At 42.2% G+C, this 18,171-nt stretch carries 13 protein-coding genes; 11 read left to right on the top strand and 2 right to left on the bottom strand.

Features of this window, described 5'->3' with window-relative positions; translation table 11 throughout:
- Positions 1–90: 90 nt before the first annotated feature.
- The 3 genes from BCELL_RS20340 to BCELL_RS21860 all read left to right on the top strand — a co-directional run bounded on the left by BCELL_RS20340 (position 91) and on the right by BCELL_RS21860 (position 1,320).
- Entirely contained in the window at positions 91–261 is a 171-nt protein-coding gene (locus BCELL_RS20340; protein WP_013490675.1) for a XapX domain-containing protein, read from the top strand.
- 265 nt (positions 262–526) lie between these two features.
- Complete coding sequence (locus BCELL_RS22790) at positions 527–895, top strand: alpha/beta fold hydrolase (RefSeq protein ID WP_049786663.1); 369 nt, start codon at positions 527–529, stop codon at positions 893–895.
- Positions 838–1,320 (top strand): alpha/beta fold hydrolase, encoded by a 483-nt coding sequence (locus BCELL_RS21860; protein WP_245547056.1) that lies wholly within the window; start codon positions 838–840, stop codon positions 1,318–1,320. Before BCELL_RS22790 ends, BCELL_RS21860 begins: the two co-directional genes overlap by 58 nt.
- A gap of 80 nt (positions 1,321–1,400) precedes the next feature.
- On the opposite strand, the gene BCELL_RS20330 is transcribed toward BCELL_RS21860, so the two are convergent.
- Both BCELL_RS20330 and cls read right to left on the bottom strand, forming a co-directional pair.
- The gene (locus BCELL_RS20330; RefSeq protein ID WP_013490674.1) at positions 1,401–3,341 is read right to left on the bottom strand and encodes a heavy metal translocating P-type ATPase; all 1,941 of its coding nucleotides are present in this window, start codon (positions 3,339–3,341) and stop codon (positions 1,401–1,403) included.
- Between the two features lie 268 nt (positions 3,342–3,609).
- Positions 3,610–4,815: a cardiolipin synthase gene (cls, locus tag BCELL_RS20325; protein WP_013490673.1), complete on the bottom strand. Its 1,206-nt coding sequence runs from the start codon at positions 4,813–4,815 to the stop codon at positions 3,610–3,612.
- A gap of 276 nt (positions 4,816–5,091) precedes the next feature.
- On the opposite strand from cls, the gene BCELL_RS20320 reads away from it, so the two are divergent.
- The 8 genes from BCELL_RS20320 (at position 5,092) to rpoE (ending at position 18,102) form a co-directional block, all read left to right on the top strand.
- Entirely contained in the window at positions 5,092–7,182 is a 2,091-nt protein-coding gene (locus BCELL_RS20320; RefSeq protein WP_013490672.1) for a (Fe-S)-binding protein, read from the top strand.
- A gap of 155 nt (positions 7,183–7,337) precedes the next feature.
- Positions 7,338–8,519 carry an acetyl-CoA C-acetyltransferase gene (locus BCELL_RS20315; RefSeq protein ID WP_013490671.1) on the top strand — a complete coding sequence of 394 codons (1,182 nt, stop codon included), beginning with the start codon at positions 7,338–7,340 and terminating at the stop codon, positions 8,517–8,519.
- A 333-nt stretch (positions 8,520–8,852) separates the two neighbouring features.
- Complete coding sequence (locus tag BCELL_RS20310; protein WP_013490670.1) at positions 8,853–9,707, top strand: 3-hydroxybutyryl-CoA dehydrogenase; 855 nt, start codon at positions 8,853–8,855, stop codon at positions 9,705–9,707.
- 27 nt (positions 9,708–9,734) lie between these two features.
- On the top strand, positions 9,735–10,886 hold the full coding sequence (locus BCELL_RS20305) for an acyl-CoA dehydrogenase (protein ID WP_013490669.1): 1,152 nt from the start codon (positions 9,735–9,737) through the stop codon (positions 10,884–10,886).
- A 105-nt stretch (positions 10,887–10,991) separates the two neighbouring features.
- A complete protein-coding gene (locus BCELL_RS20300) occupies positions 10,992–12,131 on the top strand; it encodes an acyl-CoA dehydrogenase (protein ID WP_013490668.1) in 1,140 nt (379 codons plus the stop codon).
- A 12-nt stretch (positions 12,132–12,143) separates the two neighbouring features.
- A complete protein-coding gene (gene meaB / locus BCELL_RS20295; protein WP_013490667.1) occupies positions 12,144–13,121 on the top strand; it encodes a methylmalonyl Co-A mutase-associated GTPase MeaB in 978 nt (325 codons plus the stop codon).
- 21 nt (positions 13,122–13,142) lie between these two features.
- Entirely contained in the window at positions 13,143–16,397 is a 3,255-nt protein-coding gene (gene icmF / locus BCELL_RS20290) for a fused isobutyryl-CoA mutase/GTPase IcmF (RefSeq protein ID WP_013490666.1), read from the top strand.
- A 1,207-nt stretch (positions 16,398–17,604) separates the two neighbouring features.
- Entirely contained in the window at positions 17,605–18,102 is a 498-nt protein-coding gene (gene rpoE, locus BCELL_RS20285) for a DNA-directed RNA polymerase subunit delta (protein WP_013490665.1), read from the top strand.
- Positions 18,103–18,171 lie beyond the last annotated feature (69 nt).

The following is an 18,171-nucleotide window of genomic DNA, read 5'->3' as shown; positions in this document are numbered from 1 at the left end:
CTGAAACATGCCTACTTTTGATAGGATAGAAAAGGTCGCAATATCGCAAACTTTAAATAATAAAAATGAAGACGTTAAAGGGTGATGAAAATGCAAGAAATATTATTAGCACTATTAGCAGGATTAGTTGTTGGCTTTTTATTTGGCTGGATCAAGCTGCCGATACCTGCGCCACCAGCCTTACCAGGTATTATGGGTATTATTGGCATCTATGCAGGATACAAGCTATATGAATGGGTAGGAACGACATTTTTTTCTTAAATAAGGATGCTAAAATAACAATGTTTTTCGTAAGTTTCAAAGCTCGTGTGAAACAGCAATCCATACAAGTACCTAAAATGTATTAGGTAGACTAGAAAAACTTTTTTTGACTCGGTGGATTTTGGATCAAGGAGTCTCGCAATTGCTGCCTATAAACATCCGTTCCGTCCCTGCACGATATTTTTCAATCAAAAAGCATGTTCTAAAAGCTTTTGCGGCAAACTACATATTGGATTGAAAAAAACGTAACAAGGAGGCGGGGAACTTGCCTTGGACAAAGGATGAAGGGAAGGCAGACATATATTATGAAATCGAAGGTTCTGGGCCGCCTATTGTGTTTATTCACCCTCCTGGAATGGGGCATGTAACCTTCCGTGGTCAAAAGGATGGTATGAGTGATCAATTTACGGTTATTACTCTAGATCTACGAGGGAATGGACGTAGCGGGACAGATGAAAGAGAGCTTTCGATGGCCGTAGTTGCTGAAGATGTTGCACGTGTGTTAGATGATTGCGACATAAAAAAAGCGTATATTGTGGCTATTCAAACGGTGGTTCTGTCGTACAAGAATTTGCGATTAACTACCCTGAAAGAACGAGTGGAATCATGCTTATCGGTGGTTTTTCAGAAGTGAATAGCTTTTTACTTCGCAATGAATTTAAGCTAGGTATCTGGGCAACGAGTAAAAAATTGATGGGACTCATTTCCAATGTACTTGCAATTGCCCATGAAAAAAAGCGAGAAAACAAAAAGGATCTATCATCCTATATTAAAAAAGTGTCACCAGAGTTTTTAGAGGAATACTATCGAATGGGGCTTGTGTACAATGCTACCGATCGATTAAAAAAGATTACTTGTCCACTCCTGTTGATATATGGACAACGCGATGATTATGTGCACCATTATCGTCATTTATTTAAGAAATATATTTCAGGTGATGTATCGATGATCTTAGTAGGGAATACAGGACATCAAGTACCGACAAAAAAGGTTCATGCGCTTAATCATATATTAAAGGAATTTATTAATCAAACGAAAACCCACCCTAGCTACTCGTAACAAGGGCCACTGAAAAAGTGAAAGAACACCACTTTTTCAGTGGCCTCATCGTAACAGGAGTGGGTTTTCTCCAAAATGGATTACGTCTTCAGAAGTCGTAAGCCGTTTAATATGACTAATATCGTACTACCCTCGTGGCCAATGACGCCGAGTGGAAGAGAAACGTGTTGAAAAAAATTACCGATAATGAGTAATATGATGACGGATACAGAGAAAACTAGGTTTTGTTTAATGATGCGGTTCATTCTTTTCGATAATAGAAGTGTGAGCTTAATTTTATTTAATTCGCTTTTCATTAATACGAGATCTGCCGTATCAATCGCTACATCTGTACCAGAGCCCATCGCAATCCCGATGTCTGCTTTTGCTAGCGCAGGGGCATCGTTAATACCGTCTCCTACCATTATGACGGAATCGTATTGCCCTTTTAATCGCACAACTTCCTCTACTTTTTCTTCAGGTAGACTTTCAGAAATCCAATCATCGACGCCTGCTTCCGCGGCGATAGAAGCAGCAGTCTCTTCATGATCGCCAGTAATCATGACTGTTTTTAGACCGAGCTTCCTCAGTTCATGTAACGTTGCCTTTGCATTATGACGAATTTGGTCTTTCACACCGAAGGCACCAATAATAGCACCATTTCTACTGACATAAACGACTGTTTTTCCAGCATTACGATAAAGTTTTTCTTCTTGTAGCCACTCATGACTTAAGCTATTGTCTCCTTGTTTTTTCATTAAAGCATAGCTACCAATGCACCACTCTGCATCATCCACCATCGCTTTTACACCGTAACCAGTAATATCCTCAATAAAGGCTAGTTCTGGATAAGGCCCAGCCTCTTTTTCACTACAATAGTTAACGAGCGCCTTCGCCAACGGATGATTCGATTGTCGTTCAATAGCAGTGATAGCACGATAAAAATCTGCTGGGGAAACAGCATCTTCGATAAGTACGTCGGTTACCTCTGGCTTCCCATTTGTAATCGTACCAGTTTTATCAAAAGCAATGACGTCCGCTTTGCTTAATTGCTCTAAAAATATACCGCCTTTCATTAAAACCCCGTTACGTGCACCGCTTGAAATAGCAGAGAGTAAAGCCGGCATGACGGATGCTACAACTGCGCATGGAGAAGCAACGACGAGTAGTACCATTGCTCGGTAAAAGGTCTCTGTAAAGCTCCAATCGAAAAACATATACGGAACAATGAGCATGATACCAACCATTGTGAGCACGACTAGGACATATGGTCCTTCAATTTTTTCAATCCATTGCTGTGTAGGGGGACGTTCCGACTTTGCTTGCTGCACGAGCTTAATCATTTTATGAAAGAGGGAATCAGCATTGCGCTTACTAACTTCAATTGTTAAAGAGCCCTTTCCGTTCATCGTCCCGTTAAAAACGTCGCTATTTGCTTGTTTTATGACAGGGATCGCCTCACCAGTTAAAGTAGATTCGTCTACAGTAGATTCACCTAATATGACGATACCATCAACAGGAATACGTTCTCCTGGTCTCACTAATACACGATCACCAATATGAATGGCATCAATAAATACGGTCCTAAGAGCCCCGGCGTCACCTATGACAGTTGCTTTATTAGGTGCTAGGCTCATGAGTCTTGATAAATCCTTTTCACTTTTCTGCCACGTGTATGTTTCCATTGCACCGCTTAAAGAAAAAATAAAGATCAAAATAGCACCTTCACCCCAGTAGCCAATGGAGGCAGCGCCAATTGCTGCAAGGAGCATTAAGATTTCTACGTTTAGTGATCTATCTTTAAATAAATCAACTACTCCTTCCTTTGCCTTATAATACCCCCCAATAAGATAGGAAATAGCGTAAAAGGCAATGGCGATACTCGAAAGGTCGTACCTATCAATGATATAAGCAAAAAGTAAAAATAGGCCACCAAGTAGAGAGAAAATCAATTGTCTATGGGTAGAAACGAGCGAAGAAGCTTTCAAACAGCATGAGATAAATGGTGAGGCCTCAGTCATCGACTTATTCTTCAGTTCCATATGCTCAACTCCTTTTTTTGAATGAAGAAGCAGCTTATTGATAATTAGAATCATCTTCATTACCCTTAAAAACCACAAATTGCTGGCACCATATAGGTACCAGCAATCAAGATAAAACGCCAAGCTATTTAGTTTTTAAATATGTTAAAAAATGGAACATCATTATCGCCGCTTCTTATATTCATCATATACCGCTATTCGGAAAAAAAGAAGCATATGGATATAAAAAAAGAGGTAGAATAATCAATGTTCTGAATTTTGTCAAATACTATAAAAGTGGAGATACAACCTTTGCCGCAGATTCCTTTATATAATCCATGAATGTTCGCTTTTTTATTTTATCTAGCGTCACTTTTTCACTGCTCTCGTAAAAGTCCTTCTCGATTTCATCCTTTACTGGACGTATCCATTCATTACTATGGATGACACAGTTGATTTCATGGTTAATAAAAAAGCTTCGTTTGTCAAAATTAGCTGTTCCGATATCAATGACTTTATCATCAACAATAATCGTTTTCGAATGATAAAAACCATCATAAAATTGGCGAACATCAACTCCGTGTTGAATTAAGGAGCGAATATACGGGAAGGCCGCTTCTTTTACTAAAGGGTGATCTGGATGTTTAGGAATCAAAACCTGGACGTGGATGCCTGCCTTTGCTATTTCAATTAACTTCTTTTTCATTTTCTCACCAGGCACAAAATAAGGCGTACCTATTTTCACTGACTTTTTTGCGTGCTTTAATAACTCAAATATTGTTTCCTGTACATAAGCGCCATCGGTTGGAACAATTTGAACATCAAGGCTCCCTTTTTCGAGTGTTGGGAAAAACTCTTTTGATTGAAGGGATATCTTTTCTTTTGAAGCACCTTGCCAATCTAATAAAAACTGCTTCTGTAAATCTGCAACCGCTTCACCTGTTAGAAATAAATGATAATCTCGCCATTGTCCCATTTTTGGATCACGGCCTAAATATTCATCTCCAACATTGTATCCGCCTATATATCCAAGCTTACCATCAATGACCGTAATTTTTCGGTGATTTCGCTCATTGTAGCTGTAAAATAGGAACGGTAGTGAGATCGGGTGTGATTTAGCAAATAAAACACCAGCCTCTTTTAACTCTTTTTGAACCTTTTTCGTTATCTTACCAGCGACTGCATCGACCATTAAACGGACAGTAACGCCTTCTCGAGCTTTATCCTTTAATATTTGGAGCATGTCTTTACCGATTTCATCTTCGCGAAAAATATAAAAGTGGATGTGTACAGAGTGTTTAGCCTGTTCAATTTTTTCGAACATATGGTCAAACAACTCATCCCCTTTAGAAAAAAATAAAGCATCGCTTTTTCTCATAGGTGCCCCTTTATAAGGATGAATTTTTTTATGGCTCCACTTTTTACCTAAGTTGTAGTCAATCGTGATCCAAACAACTAGTAGAAGCAATATGGTGAAGATTACGGTCCAAAACACGAAATCCCTCCTCATTTAGCATGTCATTAGCATGTACAAAACTAGCGAATTTACCCTATTTTTTTTACTATTTCCTTTTTCTCAACAATCAAAGCATATTTTTCTTTATGAATGAATACTCATTCATAAAGAATTGTGCTATAATGATTACCAAATTCGATATTTTCTGAATATACGAAATCTCATATGAGTAAACATGTCGTAGTTACAACAGTTCATAAAAACAATATTCAAGTGAATGGGAAACAAATGAAACTTAAAGGGAGGAACGCTTCAATGAACCCAATTTTAATTAACTGGATGATGTTTTTACTCGTCACGGCATATGCCATTTATTTATTTGCTTCACTTGTAAAAACAAGAATGGCTTATATCAAACTTGGAAAAAAGCCAGAGTTTATCCTATCTTTAAAAGAGCGTTGGCAAGCAGTATGGACGATGGTTTTCGGACAAAAAAAGCTATTAAAGGATAAGAAAAGTGGCATTATTCATGTCATGTTATTTTATGGATTCATCCTCGTCCAGTTTAGTGCTATTGACGTCATTTGGAAAGGCCTTGCCCCGAACTCACATTTACCGCTAGGGCCACTTTACCCATTTTTTACATTTTCACAAGAGATCGTCGTAGTCATGATACTCATTGCAGTTTTATGGGCATTCCATCGAAGGTATGTCGAAAAGCTAGGTCGTTTAAAAAGAAATTTTAAAGCAGGACTCGTCCTTATTTTTATCGGAGGGTTAATGATCTCCAAGCTATTTGCAAAGGGCATGGAAATGATTTGGCTAGGTAAATCAACGACTGTAGCCGAGCCAATTGCCTCAGGAATTGCAATCGCTTTCAACTTTGTTGGCGAAACAGGTGCAGGAGCAATGTTTTTTATATTTTGGTGGCTCCACTTACTATTTCTATTAACATTTCTCGTCTATATACCACAATCAAAGCATGCCCATCTTATTGCAGGACCTGCCAATGTTTGGTTAGGGCCAACGCATAAACGTGGTCAATTACAATCAATTAATTTTGAAGATGAGGAAGCGGAAAAGTTCGGTAAAAATGTGATAGAGGACTTTGATCAAAAACAGCTCATCGATTTGTATGCATGTGTGGAATGTGGTCGGTGTACAAATGTATGTCCTGCGACGAGTACAGGAAAGGTGCTTTCACCGATGGACCTCATCGTAAAAATGCGGGACCACTTAACAGAAAAAGGAGCAGCAATTACATCAAGAAAGCCGTGGCTTCCAGCGTATGCGTTTAATCATACGAAAGGAAACCAGTTAGCCGCAGCAGCACCCGCAGGAGAGGCTGGAAAAGAAGCTGCTGCAACGGCAGAAGCATACGATGTAAATCTCATTGGCGAAGTCATTACGGAGGAAGAGCTATGGGCGTGTACGACATGTCGTAACTGTGAGGACCAATGTCCTGTCATGAATGAACACGTCGATAAAATTATCGATATGCGCCGCTACCTCGTTTTAACGGAAGGGAAGATGGACCAAGAGGCACAGCGAGCAATGATGAATATTGAGCGCCAAGGAAACCCGTGGGGCATTAACCGTAAGGATCGTGAAAAATGGCGTGATGAACGCGATGATATAGATGCACCAACTGTAAAGGAAATGAAAAAGCGTGGCGAAGAGTTTGAATACTTATTTTTCGTTGGGTCGATGGGTTCTTATGACAACCGTAGTAAAAAAATCGTACAGTCGTTCGCAAAAGTGATGAATGAAGCGGGCGTATCCTTTGCAATTTTAGGAAATAAAGAAAAGAATTCAGGGGATACACCGAGAAGAATCGGAAATGAGTTTTTATACCAAGAGCTAGCGACGAATAACATCCAAGAATTTCAAAAGCATAACGTGAAAAAAATCGTCACAGCAGATCCACACGCATACAACACGTTTAAAAACGAGTATTCGGAGTTTGGGCTAGAAGCAAAAGTTTATCATCATACAGAGCTTATATTTGAGTGGATACGAGAAGGAAGACTGAAGCCAACGAAGGAAGTAAACGAAACGATCGTCTATCACGACTCTTGCTATTTAGGGCGCTACAACGATGTATACGATGCACCTCGTGAAATTTTAAAGGCCATACCAGGTGTAGAGCTCGTAGAAATGGAACGAAATCGTGAAAACGGCATGTGCTGTGGAGCGGGCGGAGGTATGATGTGGATGGAAGAGGATACCGGCACTCGTGTCAACGAAGCACGTACAGAGCAAGCGCTAGCCGTTTCTCCATCTGTAATCGGAAGTGCTTGTCCATATTGTTTAACGATGCTAAGTGACGGAACGAAAGCGAAGGAAGCAGAAGATGATGTAAAAACGTTAGATATCGTCGAAATCGTCGAGCGATCACTTTCGTAATATAAGCAATTCATTCATGGTGCCTTGCATGTTTTGCGGGCACCTGAATAGAAATAGAAAAAGAATGCTTCGTCAAGACGATAAAAATATGTAGGGACAGCATGTGTTATGTAAGCGCTTAAATGATAGTTGTAGAGATAATAAAGGAGGAGAAAATGGGGAGAACAGTGATTGTAAGTGGGGCAAGAACGCCAATAGGGAAGCTAGGAGGAGCATTGTCTAGCTTCTCAGCAGTACAGCTAGGCGGTACAGCAATCAAGGCTGCGCTACAACGGGGGAATGTGAATGCAAGTGAAGTGGACCATGTCATCATGGGAACTGTATTGCAAGGAGGACAAGGGCAATTACCATCTCGGCAAGCGATGCATGAGGCGGGGATTCCTTGGACGACTGAAACAGAGACAATCAACAAAGTGTGTGCATCGGGATTAAGAAGTGTATCATTAGCTGATTTATTCATACAGTCAGGGGAACAGAAGACGGTTGTAGCAGGAGGAATGGAATCGATGAGCCAAGCACCTTTTTTCGTAAAGGGTGCGCGTTTCGGTTTTAAAATGGGTAATCAAACATTGTATGACATGATGATTCATGACGGCTTAACGTGTACATTTACCGGCGTCCATATGGGGAACTACGGAAACGAAGTCGCCGAGGAATTTGCACTGACGAGAGAGGAACAAGACAAATGGGCATTTCGAAGCCATCAAAGGGCAGCAAAAGCAATAGCGGAACGAAAAATTTCAGAGGAAATTGTGCCAGTGGAAGTGCCGCAAAGAAAGGGTACTCCGATTATCGTAGACGCAGATGAGTCGCCAAGAGCGGACACAACGGTAGAAAAACTGGCGAAGTTAAAGCCTGTGTTTGGTGCAGATGGTACGATCACAGCTGGAAATGCCCCGGGTGTAAACGATGGTGCAGCCGCACTCGTGTTAATGGAACAATCTGAAGCAGAGAAAACAGGTGTCGAGCCGCTAGCAACTATTATTGGTCATACGCAATTAGCGGTAGAGCCTCAAAGCTTTCCGAAAACACCGGGATTAGTCATTAACAAGCTACTAGAGAAAACGGGAGTAGCGTTAGATGAGATAGATTTATTTGAAGTGAATGAGGCCTTTGCAGCAGTTGCTTTAGCAAGCGGAGAAATTGCGAGCTTAAATCCAGAGAAAGTAAACGTCAACGGAGGTGCTGTAGCACTCGGTCATCCTATCGGCGCAAGCGGCACACGTATTTTATTAACGCTTGCTTATGAACTAAAACGAAGAGGCGGAGGAACTGGGATAGCCGCTATTTGTAGTGGAGGTGGGCAAGGTGATGCAATGATGATACGTGTGGAATAACACAGACATCACATTCCGTCCAAAAGAGGAGCACTGAAAAGTACAATATATGGCCACTGAAAAAGTGAAAATCATGATTGTGTCGTGTATTAATATTCATAAGCCATAATTTAAGAACGAATTGATGAGCCTGGAGCAAGCGAGACTCCTGTGGGAACAAAGGCAGGGGTGAGACCCCACAGACCGCAGGTCGAGGAGGCTCACCAGCCGCCCACGGAAAGCGAGCTTGTGCAGGGATCATCAATTCACTATATACAGAGTAACTTATAATAACAACTGATAATGATAGAATAAGTACTTTTTCAGTGCCTCACCAAAAGAGGAGCTGAGATCATGGAAATAAAAAGAGTGATGGTAGTTGGCGCAGGACAAATGGGAGCAGGCATCGCACAAATTTGCGCACGAAACGGTTATGAAGTCATATTACACGACTTACAGGAGGATATCGTTGAAAAAGGGATATCGTCAATAAGAACAGACCTTCATCGTCAAGTGAAAAAGGAGCGCCTTTCTGATGCCGATGTAGAGCGTATCCTTCGCCTTATTCAAATGTCTACTCAACTCGGAAACGTCGAGCACGTAGATATGGTTATTGAAGCGGCAACAGAAAAACTAGAAACGAAAAAAACATTGTTTTCCCACCTAGATCGCAGGGCGCCAGAACACGTCATTTTAGCAACGAACACATCCTCATTACCGATTACAGAAATCGCCGCAGAAACGAAGCGCCCGGATAAAGTCATTGGTATGCATTTTATGAACCCAGTCCCAATTATGAAGCTTATTGAAGTCATTAAAGGTCTAGCGACATCAGATGAAACACTTCATGCAGTGAAAGCAATGGCAAAGTCTTTAAAGAAAACGGCCGTCGAAGTGAACGATTATCCTGGATTTGTAGCCAATCGGATTTTAATGCCGATGATTAACGAAGCAATATTTACCGTTTATGAAGGGGTATCGACACCTGAAAACGTCGATGAAGTAATGAAACTAGGGATGAATCATCCAATGGGACCACTCACATTAGCTGACTTCATCGGACTAGACACGTGCCTTTATATTATGGAAACACTGCATGAAGGATTTGGCGACGATAAATATCGCCCGTGTCCACTGTTAAGGAAATACGTGAAGGCAGGTTGGCTTGGAAAAAAATCCGGAAGAGGATTTTATACGTATGAAGCATAGCTTGTAAAAACGAGCGAGGTGGACAGCATGAATCTTCATTTTACTGAGCAGCAACAAATGGTGAAAAGCATGGTCAGTCAATTTGCAAAAGAGAAAGTCGCAAAGGCAGTTCCGAGAATGGAAAAATACGATGAGTTTCCAGTAGCGATTGTGAAGGAAATGGGGCAGCTAGGTCTCATGGGAATACCTATTCCAGAAGAGCTCGGTGGTAGTGGCATGGACTTCCGCTCTTATATCGTTGCCATTCATGAATTAGCAAAAGTCAGTGCAACCGTAGGGGTTATTTTATCGGTGCACACATCAGTTGGAACGAACCCGATTGTATCCTTTGGAACGGAAAAACAAAAAGAACGCTTCGTAAATAAGCTGGCCACTGGTGAATTTCTTGGCGCTTTCGCACTTACCGAACCTAGTGCAGGAAGTGACGCAGCGAATATTAAAACACGGGCTGTGAAAAAAGGCGATCAATATATTTTAAATGGGGAGAAAGTGTTTATTACAAATGCCGGGGTTGCCGATACGTATATCGTTTTTGCAAAAACAAACCCGAATCTCGGAAGTAAAGGGGTAACCGCATTTATCGTTGAAAAAAATACACCCGGCCTTTTCATAGGTACGAAGGAGAAAAAAATGGGATTGCACGGCTCTAACACGATGCCAATTCATTTCGATGACGCTATCGTACCGGCAGAAAATAGACTTGGCGAAGAGGGAGAAGGCTTTAAAATTGCATTAGCGAATTTAAATGTTGGGAGAATCGGCATTGCTGCACAAGCACTTGGCATAGCAGAAGCGGCCCTTGAACAAGCGACTAACTATGCAAAAGAAAGAAAGCAGTTTGGGAAAACGATTGGGTCCCAGCAAGCGATTGCTTTAAAGCTAGCAGACATGGCCACGAAAGTAGAAGCAGCGAAGCTTCTTACTTATCGTGCTGCCTATTTACACGAACATCGTAAGCCATGTGAAAAGGAAGTGTCGATGTCAAAATCGTATGCTTCTACGATTGCAATGGAGGCTGCGACAGAGGCGATACAAGTATTCGGTGGCTACGGCTATACAGAGGCGTATCCAGTGGAGCGTTTTTTCCGCGATGCAAAGGTAACCCAAATTTACGAAGGAACGAATGAAATACAACGAATCGTCATAAGCAAACAGCTACTCCAGCTACGAGATAAATAGATTGTAAATCAAAGCATAGAAGCGAGTACATTTAGCAGCAAAGAAAATCGATCTATCACAATAACTACTTTCAGAAATAAAAAAGACAAGGGAGGCGGAGTGGAGATGAACTTTCAGCTAACAGAGGAACAGGAAATGATTAGGAAGATGGTACGTGATTTTTCAGAGAAGGAAGTTGGGCCTTCAGCGGCGGAGCGGGATGAGCATGAGCGATTTGATCGTGCTATTTTTGATCAGATGGGAGAGCTTGGGTTGACTGGGATTCCGTGGCCTGAGAAGTATGGTGGGATTGGTGCTGATTATGTTAGTTATGTGATTGCGGTAGAGGAGCTGTCGCGTGTCGATGCTTCAATTGGGGTGACGTTGTCGGCGCATATTTCGCTTGCGGGGTGGCCGATTTATAAGTTTGGTACGGAGGAGCAGAAGGAAAGGTTTCTTCGGCCGTTAGCTGAGGGGCGTAAGCTTGGTGCGTATGGTTTGACGGAGTCGGGTTCTGGTAGTGATGCTGCTGGGATGAGAACGACGGCGAAGAGGGACGGAAGTGATTATGTTTTAGATGGGTCGAAGATTTTTATTACGAATGCGGGAGAAGCGGAAATTTATGTTGTGTTTGCGTTGACAGATCCTGAGTCGAAGCATAAAGGATGCTCGGCGTTCATTGTGGAGAAGGGGATGCCTGGTTTTTCGATGGGGAAAAAGGAGAGTAAGCTCGGTATTCGTTCTTCACCAACGTTAGAAATTATTTTTGATGGCTGTCGTGTGCCGAAGGAGAACTTATTAGGGAAAGAGGGGGAAGGCTTTAAAATTGCGATGATGACGCTTGACGGGGGGCGAAATGGTATCGCAGCTCAAGCTGTTGGCATTGCGCAAGGGGCGTTGGATGCGTCGATTGAATACGCTAAGGAACGAAAGCAGTTCGGTAAGCCAATCGGAGCGCAGCAGGCGATCTCGTTTAAAATCGCTGAAATGGCGACGAAGGTGGAGGCGTCTAGACTGCTTACTTATCAAGCGGCATGGCGGGAAAGTGAGGGGCTTTCTTATGGGAAGGAGTCGGCGATGTCGAAGCTGTTTGCGGGTGATTCAGCGATGGAGGTGACGACGGAAGCTGTCCAAGTGTTTGGTGGATATGGCTATACGAAGGAGTATCCAGTAGAGCGGTATATGCGAGATGCTAAGATCACGCAAATCTATGAAGGGACTAATGAGATTCAAAGGTTAGTCATTTCGAAAATGCTATTAAAGTGAGGGCGTATGTACATGGGTACGAGCGACAAAGACGTACAGCATTTAATAAATGGTATTTTGGCTGGAGAAACGCGTGCGATTGCAAAGGCAATCTCTTTAATTGAGGATCGTATGCCACAGCATGAATTGTTGTTGGAACAGCTTTTTTCTCATGGCGGACGTGCACACATCGTCGGGATAACGGGGGCGCCTGGTGCAGGGAAAAGTACGCTCGTCAATGTGCTCGTAAAAGAGTGGCGAGCGGTTGGGAAAAAGGTGGCGGTCATCGCTGTTGATCCGACTAGTCCTTTTTCGGGCGGTGCGCTTTTAGGCGATCGTGTCCGGTTACAGGATCATGAAGGAGATGACGGTGTTTATATGAGGAGCATGGGGACGCGTGGGAGCTTAGGGGGATTGTCAGAGGCTTGTTACGATGTGCTTCGAGTTCTCGATGCTGCGCCATTTGATATCATCGTCGTCGAAACAGTAGGAGTAGGGCAATCAGAGCTTGATATTATGCAAATGGTACATACTGTCGCTCTCGTAGTAGCACCTTCGACTGGGGATATTATTCAGGCGTTTAAAGCTGGTGTGATGGAAATTGCCGATATTTTTCTAATAAATAAAGCGGACTTACTTGGTGTTGAACAGCTGAGGGGAGAGCTAGAGGAGCTGAATCATTTAACAAAGGTAGAAGCTTCATGGGTGCCACCAATTATTGAGACTGTTTCTACACGTACTCATGTTGTCGGAATGAAAAAGGTAATCTCAGCGTTTGCTAAACACTTTCAACTGTTAAGTGAGTCAGGCCATCTGCAAGAAAGAATGCATGAGCAGCAAATGCAGGAGGTGTTCCGACGGTTAAAGGCGCACTTCAAAAACGAGATAAAGCCAATCGTGGAACGTGCGGTTCAAAAGGAGCCATCTATTAATCCTTATAAACTAGCAAAGACGCTGTATGACGAGTGGAAGAAAACAGGGGAAACGTGCAACAGGAAAAATCAAAAGTAACGATGATTAGGGGGTGTGAGGATGAAGTATAAACCGCAAAATCCAATACGTATCGTCACTGCTTCTAGCTTATTTGACGGTCACGATGCATCGATCAATATTATGAGAAGAATGCTGCAGGCTTCAGGCGCAGAAGTGATTCATTTAGGGCATAATCGTTCGGTAAATGAAGTTGTACAAGCTGCTATTCAAGAGGACGTGCAAGGGGTGGCGATTTCCTCGTATCAAGGTGGACATATCGAGTATTTTAAATACTTATACGATCTATTGCATGAGCGCGGCGCAGCGCACGTACAGATTTTTGGCGGCGGCGGTGGTGTCATTATTCCGTCAGAAATAAAAGAGCTGCATGAGTATGGTATTCGGAGAATTTTTTCTCCTGAGGATGGGAGAAGGTTTGGCCTCCAAGGGATGATCGATGACATCCTTAAGGCATGCGACTTTCCCCTTCGAGATGGAGCGAATATGAGCGAGGAGCAAATCGATTCGCAACAAATGAGTGCGATAGCGAGATTGATTACGATCGCCGAAAAGCGTGCTTTTGATGAAGAGGTTGATGAAAAATCGAGTGCGCTTTTTGAAAAACTTGTCTTGAAGCAATCGTTACAAGCTTCACCTGTATTAGGAATTACTGGTACAGGCGGAGCGGGGAAAAGCTCTTTAACAGATGAGCTTGTGCGCCGCTTTTTAACGGCTTTTCCGGAGAAAACAGTAGCGATTCTTTCTGTCGATCCGACAAAAAAGAAAACAGGCGGAGCATTATTAGGAGATAGAATTCGCATGAATGCGATCCATTCTCCAAGGGTGTTTATGCGCTCGTTAGCAACACGAGATAGTCGCCAGGAGCTTTCGAAGGCAATAGAGGAAGCAATTCGTGTCGTGAAGCGGGCCAAGTACGACCTCATTATTGTAGAAACGAGCGGAATTGGTCAAGGAGATGCTGCAATTACCGATGTTGCAGATGTATCCATGTATGTGATGACGAGTGAATTCGGAGCACCCTCACAGCTAGAAAAGATTGATATGATTGATTTTGCGGATATCATTGCAATTAATAAATTTGATCGGAAAGGCTCTGAGGATGCACAGAGAGAAGTGAGGAAGCAATACCAACGAGCACACCTCCTTTTTGAAGAGGCGCCAGAAAGCATGCCGGTTTATGGTACGATCGCAAGCCAGTTTAATGATGCAGGCACGAACCGGCTATTTTATGCGTTAGTAAATGTACTCAGGGAAAAAGGTGGTGTCGATTGGGCTACGACATTAGGAAAAGAAGATATGATCTCGCTGAAAAAGGTTATTATTCCTGCTGAACAAATTCATTATTTAAGGGAAATTACGCAAACGGTCCGAAGCTACCATCAGGAAACGGAGGAAGAAACGAAGAAAGCACGTCGTATTTTTCAATTGGAAGGTGCGATTGATGAGGTACAGCAATCCGGGCAGATGGAAGTGGCTCTGTCTTCCCAGCTTGAAAAATTACGAGAAGGTGTAAGCGGAAAGCTGCAACGAGAAACGAGGGAAACGCTTGAAGGATGGGAAAAAAAGAGGATTGCATATGAACAAGATACGTTCGTAACGAAAATACGAAACAAGGAAATAGTAACAGAGTTGAAAACGAAAAGCTTATCGGGTCTCAATATTCCTAAGGTAAGCTTGCCGAAGTTTGAAGATTACGGGGAAATCGTAAGGTGGGTTCGCAAAGAAAATGTCCCTGGAGAATTCCCGTTTACTGCAGGAGTGTTTCCGTTTAAGCGAAAAGGCGAGGATCCGAAAAGGCAATTTGCAGGGGAAGGTGGCCCGAAGCGGACGAATCGACGGTTTCATTATTTATGTAAGGATGACGAGGCGAAGCGACTAAGCACCGCTTTCGATTCAGTCACATTGTACGGTGAAGATCCAGGTGTACGACCGGACATCTATGGGAAAGTAGGAGAAAGTGGTGTAAGCATTTGTACGCTTGATGATATGAAATTATTGTTTGAAGGCTTCGATCTTTGTGCACCATCTACATCCGTTTCGATGACGATTAACGGTCCGGCACCGATCATATTAGCGATGTTCATGAACACAGCAATCGATCAGCGTGTAGAAGTCTTTCGGAAGCAGGAGGGCAGGAGCCCACAAGAAAAAGAGTATGAAGCGATTAAAGCAGAAACATTATCAGTAGTACGTGGAACTGTTCAAGCTGATATTTTAAAGGAGGATCAAGGGCAAAACACGTGTATTTTTTCCACTGAATTTGCTTTACGGTTGATGGGCGATGTCCAGCAATACTTTATCGATCATCGGGTACGTAATTATTATTCTGTATCAATTAGCGGATATCATATTGCAGAGGCTGGTGCAAATCCTATTAGTCAGCTAGCGTTTACGTTAGCAAATGGCTTTACGTATGTGGAATATTACTTAAGCCGAGGCATGGATATCGACGATTTCGCACCGAATCTTTCCTTCTTTTTTAGTAATGGCTTAGATGCAGAGTATACGGTGATCGGCCGTGTTGCGAGAAGAATCTGGGCGATCGTCATGCGTGAAAAATACGGTGCAAACGAAAGAAGTCAAAAATTAAAGTATCACATTCAAACGTCGGGACGCTCCCTTCATGCGATGGAAGTCGACTTTAACGATATAAGAACAACGCTGCAGGCGCTATTAGCAATTTACGATAATTGTAATTCACTCCATACGAATGCGTACGATGAAGCAGTGACTACACCAACAGAAGAAAGTGTTCGACGAGCGATGGCCATTCAATTGATAATTACGAAGGAACTCGGTCTCGCGAAAAATGAAAATTCAATGCAAGGCTCGTTTATTATCGAGGAGTTGACCGATTTAGTAGAGGAAGCTGTCCTTAGCGAGCTAGAGCGTATGAACGATCGTGGTGGTGTATTAGGTGCCATGGAGACCCAATACCAAAGAGGGAAAATTCAAGAAGAGTCGTTGCTTTATGAGACTTTAAAGCATAACGGGGATTTGCCAATTATCGGAGTGAATACGTATATAAACCCGAGTCCGCCGTCAGAGGATGAGTTTGAAATGGAGCTTGCTCGTGCTTCGAAAGAGGAAAAGGATGAGCAAATTACTCGTCTTAAAAAGTTCCAAGAGACACACAAAGACGAGGCGGAGGAAGCACTCATGCAATTAAAGGACGTAGCACTGCGCGGAGAAAACTTATTTGCAGAACTAATGAAAACAGTACGCGTCGCAAGCCTCGGACAAATAACAGGCGCGTTGTATGAAGTAGGAGGACAATACCGAAGAAATTTATAGTTATTATGAATTTGTTTTTTGAGCGCATTGAAAGAAGGCTGATTTCCAGGCCGCTGAAAAAGTGATGTTCTTTGAGGTCACTGAAAAAGTACTTAAATTCAAAGGGTATACTAATAAATATAAGGTTGTTTGAATATAGAAGTTGATGAGACCTGTGCAAACTCGCTTTCCGTGGGCGGCTGGTGAGCCTCCTCGACCTGCGGTCTGCGGGGTCTCACCCCTGCCTTCGACCCCACAGGAACGAGCGTTGCTTCGTCGATAATGCTTCGAGTTGTCTCGACGGACACGCTCCAACGCATATGCTTGTAGAGGAAGAGACAGTTACCTCGCTTGCTCCGGTCTCATCAACCTTCCCTATAACGAGGTATATTGAATATTAATGCAACGAAACAGCAAGTTTTTCACTTTTTCAGTGTCCCTAAGCAATGTGTGTGCCGTCGCAATAGCTAAAAAGCCTGATAGGAGTGAGTTTCTCCTATCAGGAGAGCGACTGCAATACAAATAAAAGGCATTGAAAAAGTTGCTCTGTACTTTTTTATTTGACTATGATTTAGCGCTGGTGGACTTTGATATTGTCAGTTGTTTAGTTGATATAGTTGCTGCTCTCTGAGCAAATAAAAAGCAGAGTGAACTATCAAAGTACCGATAGAAAGGGTTTATGATCATATAGAGAGATGAAGCAATAGGTAAAGTGCCGATAGAGGGGCTTTATGAGCATATAACGAGATGCAGGAAGAGATAAAGTGCCGATAGAACAGCTATAAGAGCATATAGCAAGATGAAGGAAGAGATAAAGTGCCGATAGAACAGCTATATGAGCATATAGCAAGATGAAGCAACATGTAAAGTGTTGATAGAACCCTCTTAAAGCATAATTATATAATAGAGGGAGCACCGCCAATCCCCGCCGATCATACGAGTGCGATTAAAACCGATCCGAAAATGAGAATATCAAAAACAACAAAAAAAGTAAGGTTTGAATCGAGGATTTATTGTTTACTCTATATAGTGAAAAAACTTTTCATAGAAATAATGGAATGTACTGGCATATTTATATGAGATATGTTTATAATGAAAGGTATGATTTAATGTAATCGGTGTAGTGAAAAAGCGGTCGGGGACAATGTGTTTTTGTATAAGACTTTCAAGGCATACATAATGAATCCTAACCACTTTTATAGAATATCGTTGAAAGGAAGTGCCAGTTGTGAGCATCAAACAATACAGTGAGGCGCAACTTAAAGAAATTGCAATGCTAGAGCTTGCAAATGAGATTTTACAAGAGTCAAAAAATCCTGTTGACTACCATTCCATTCTGAATCAAATAGCAGAAGCGAAAGGGATGTCTGAAGACTTAAAGAACAGCCGTATTGCACACCTTTATGCTGAAATGTCAATGGATGGTCGTTTTGTCAACATAGGGGAAAACCGTTGGGGTCTACGCTCATGGTACCCATTTGACCAAACAGAGGAAGAACTTTCTCAAGCTAACAAGACTCGCAAAAAGAAACGCAAGGAAGAGGAAGAAGATGACTTGTTTGAAGATGAGGATGACTTCGATGAGTTTGAAGACCTTGAAGATGAGTTAGATGAGTTAGCAAATGAAGAAGATGAAGATTTTGATGAAGATGATGACGAAGATGAAGATATTGATGAATTTGATGAAGATTTAGAAGAGACAGATGAGGATGAAGACGTTCTATAATCGGTCTTGACTTTTTTATCAGATGTAGATAGAATCATTTTTGGGCTCCACAATTTTTTAATGAAATAT

Source organism: Evansella cellulosilytica DSM 2522, from assembly GCF_000177235.2.
Classification (GTDB): domain Bacteria; phylum Bacillota; class Bacilli; order Bacillales; family Salisediminibacteriaceae; genus Evansella; species Evansella cellulosilytica.
The sequence above is the reverse complement of the archived record's forward strand: the minus strand, read 5'-3'. Positions and strand labels throughout refer to the sequence as shown.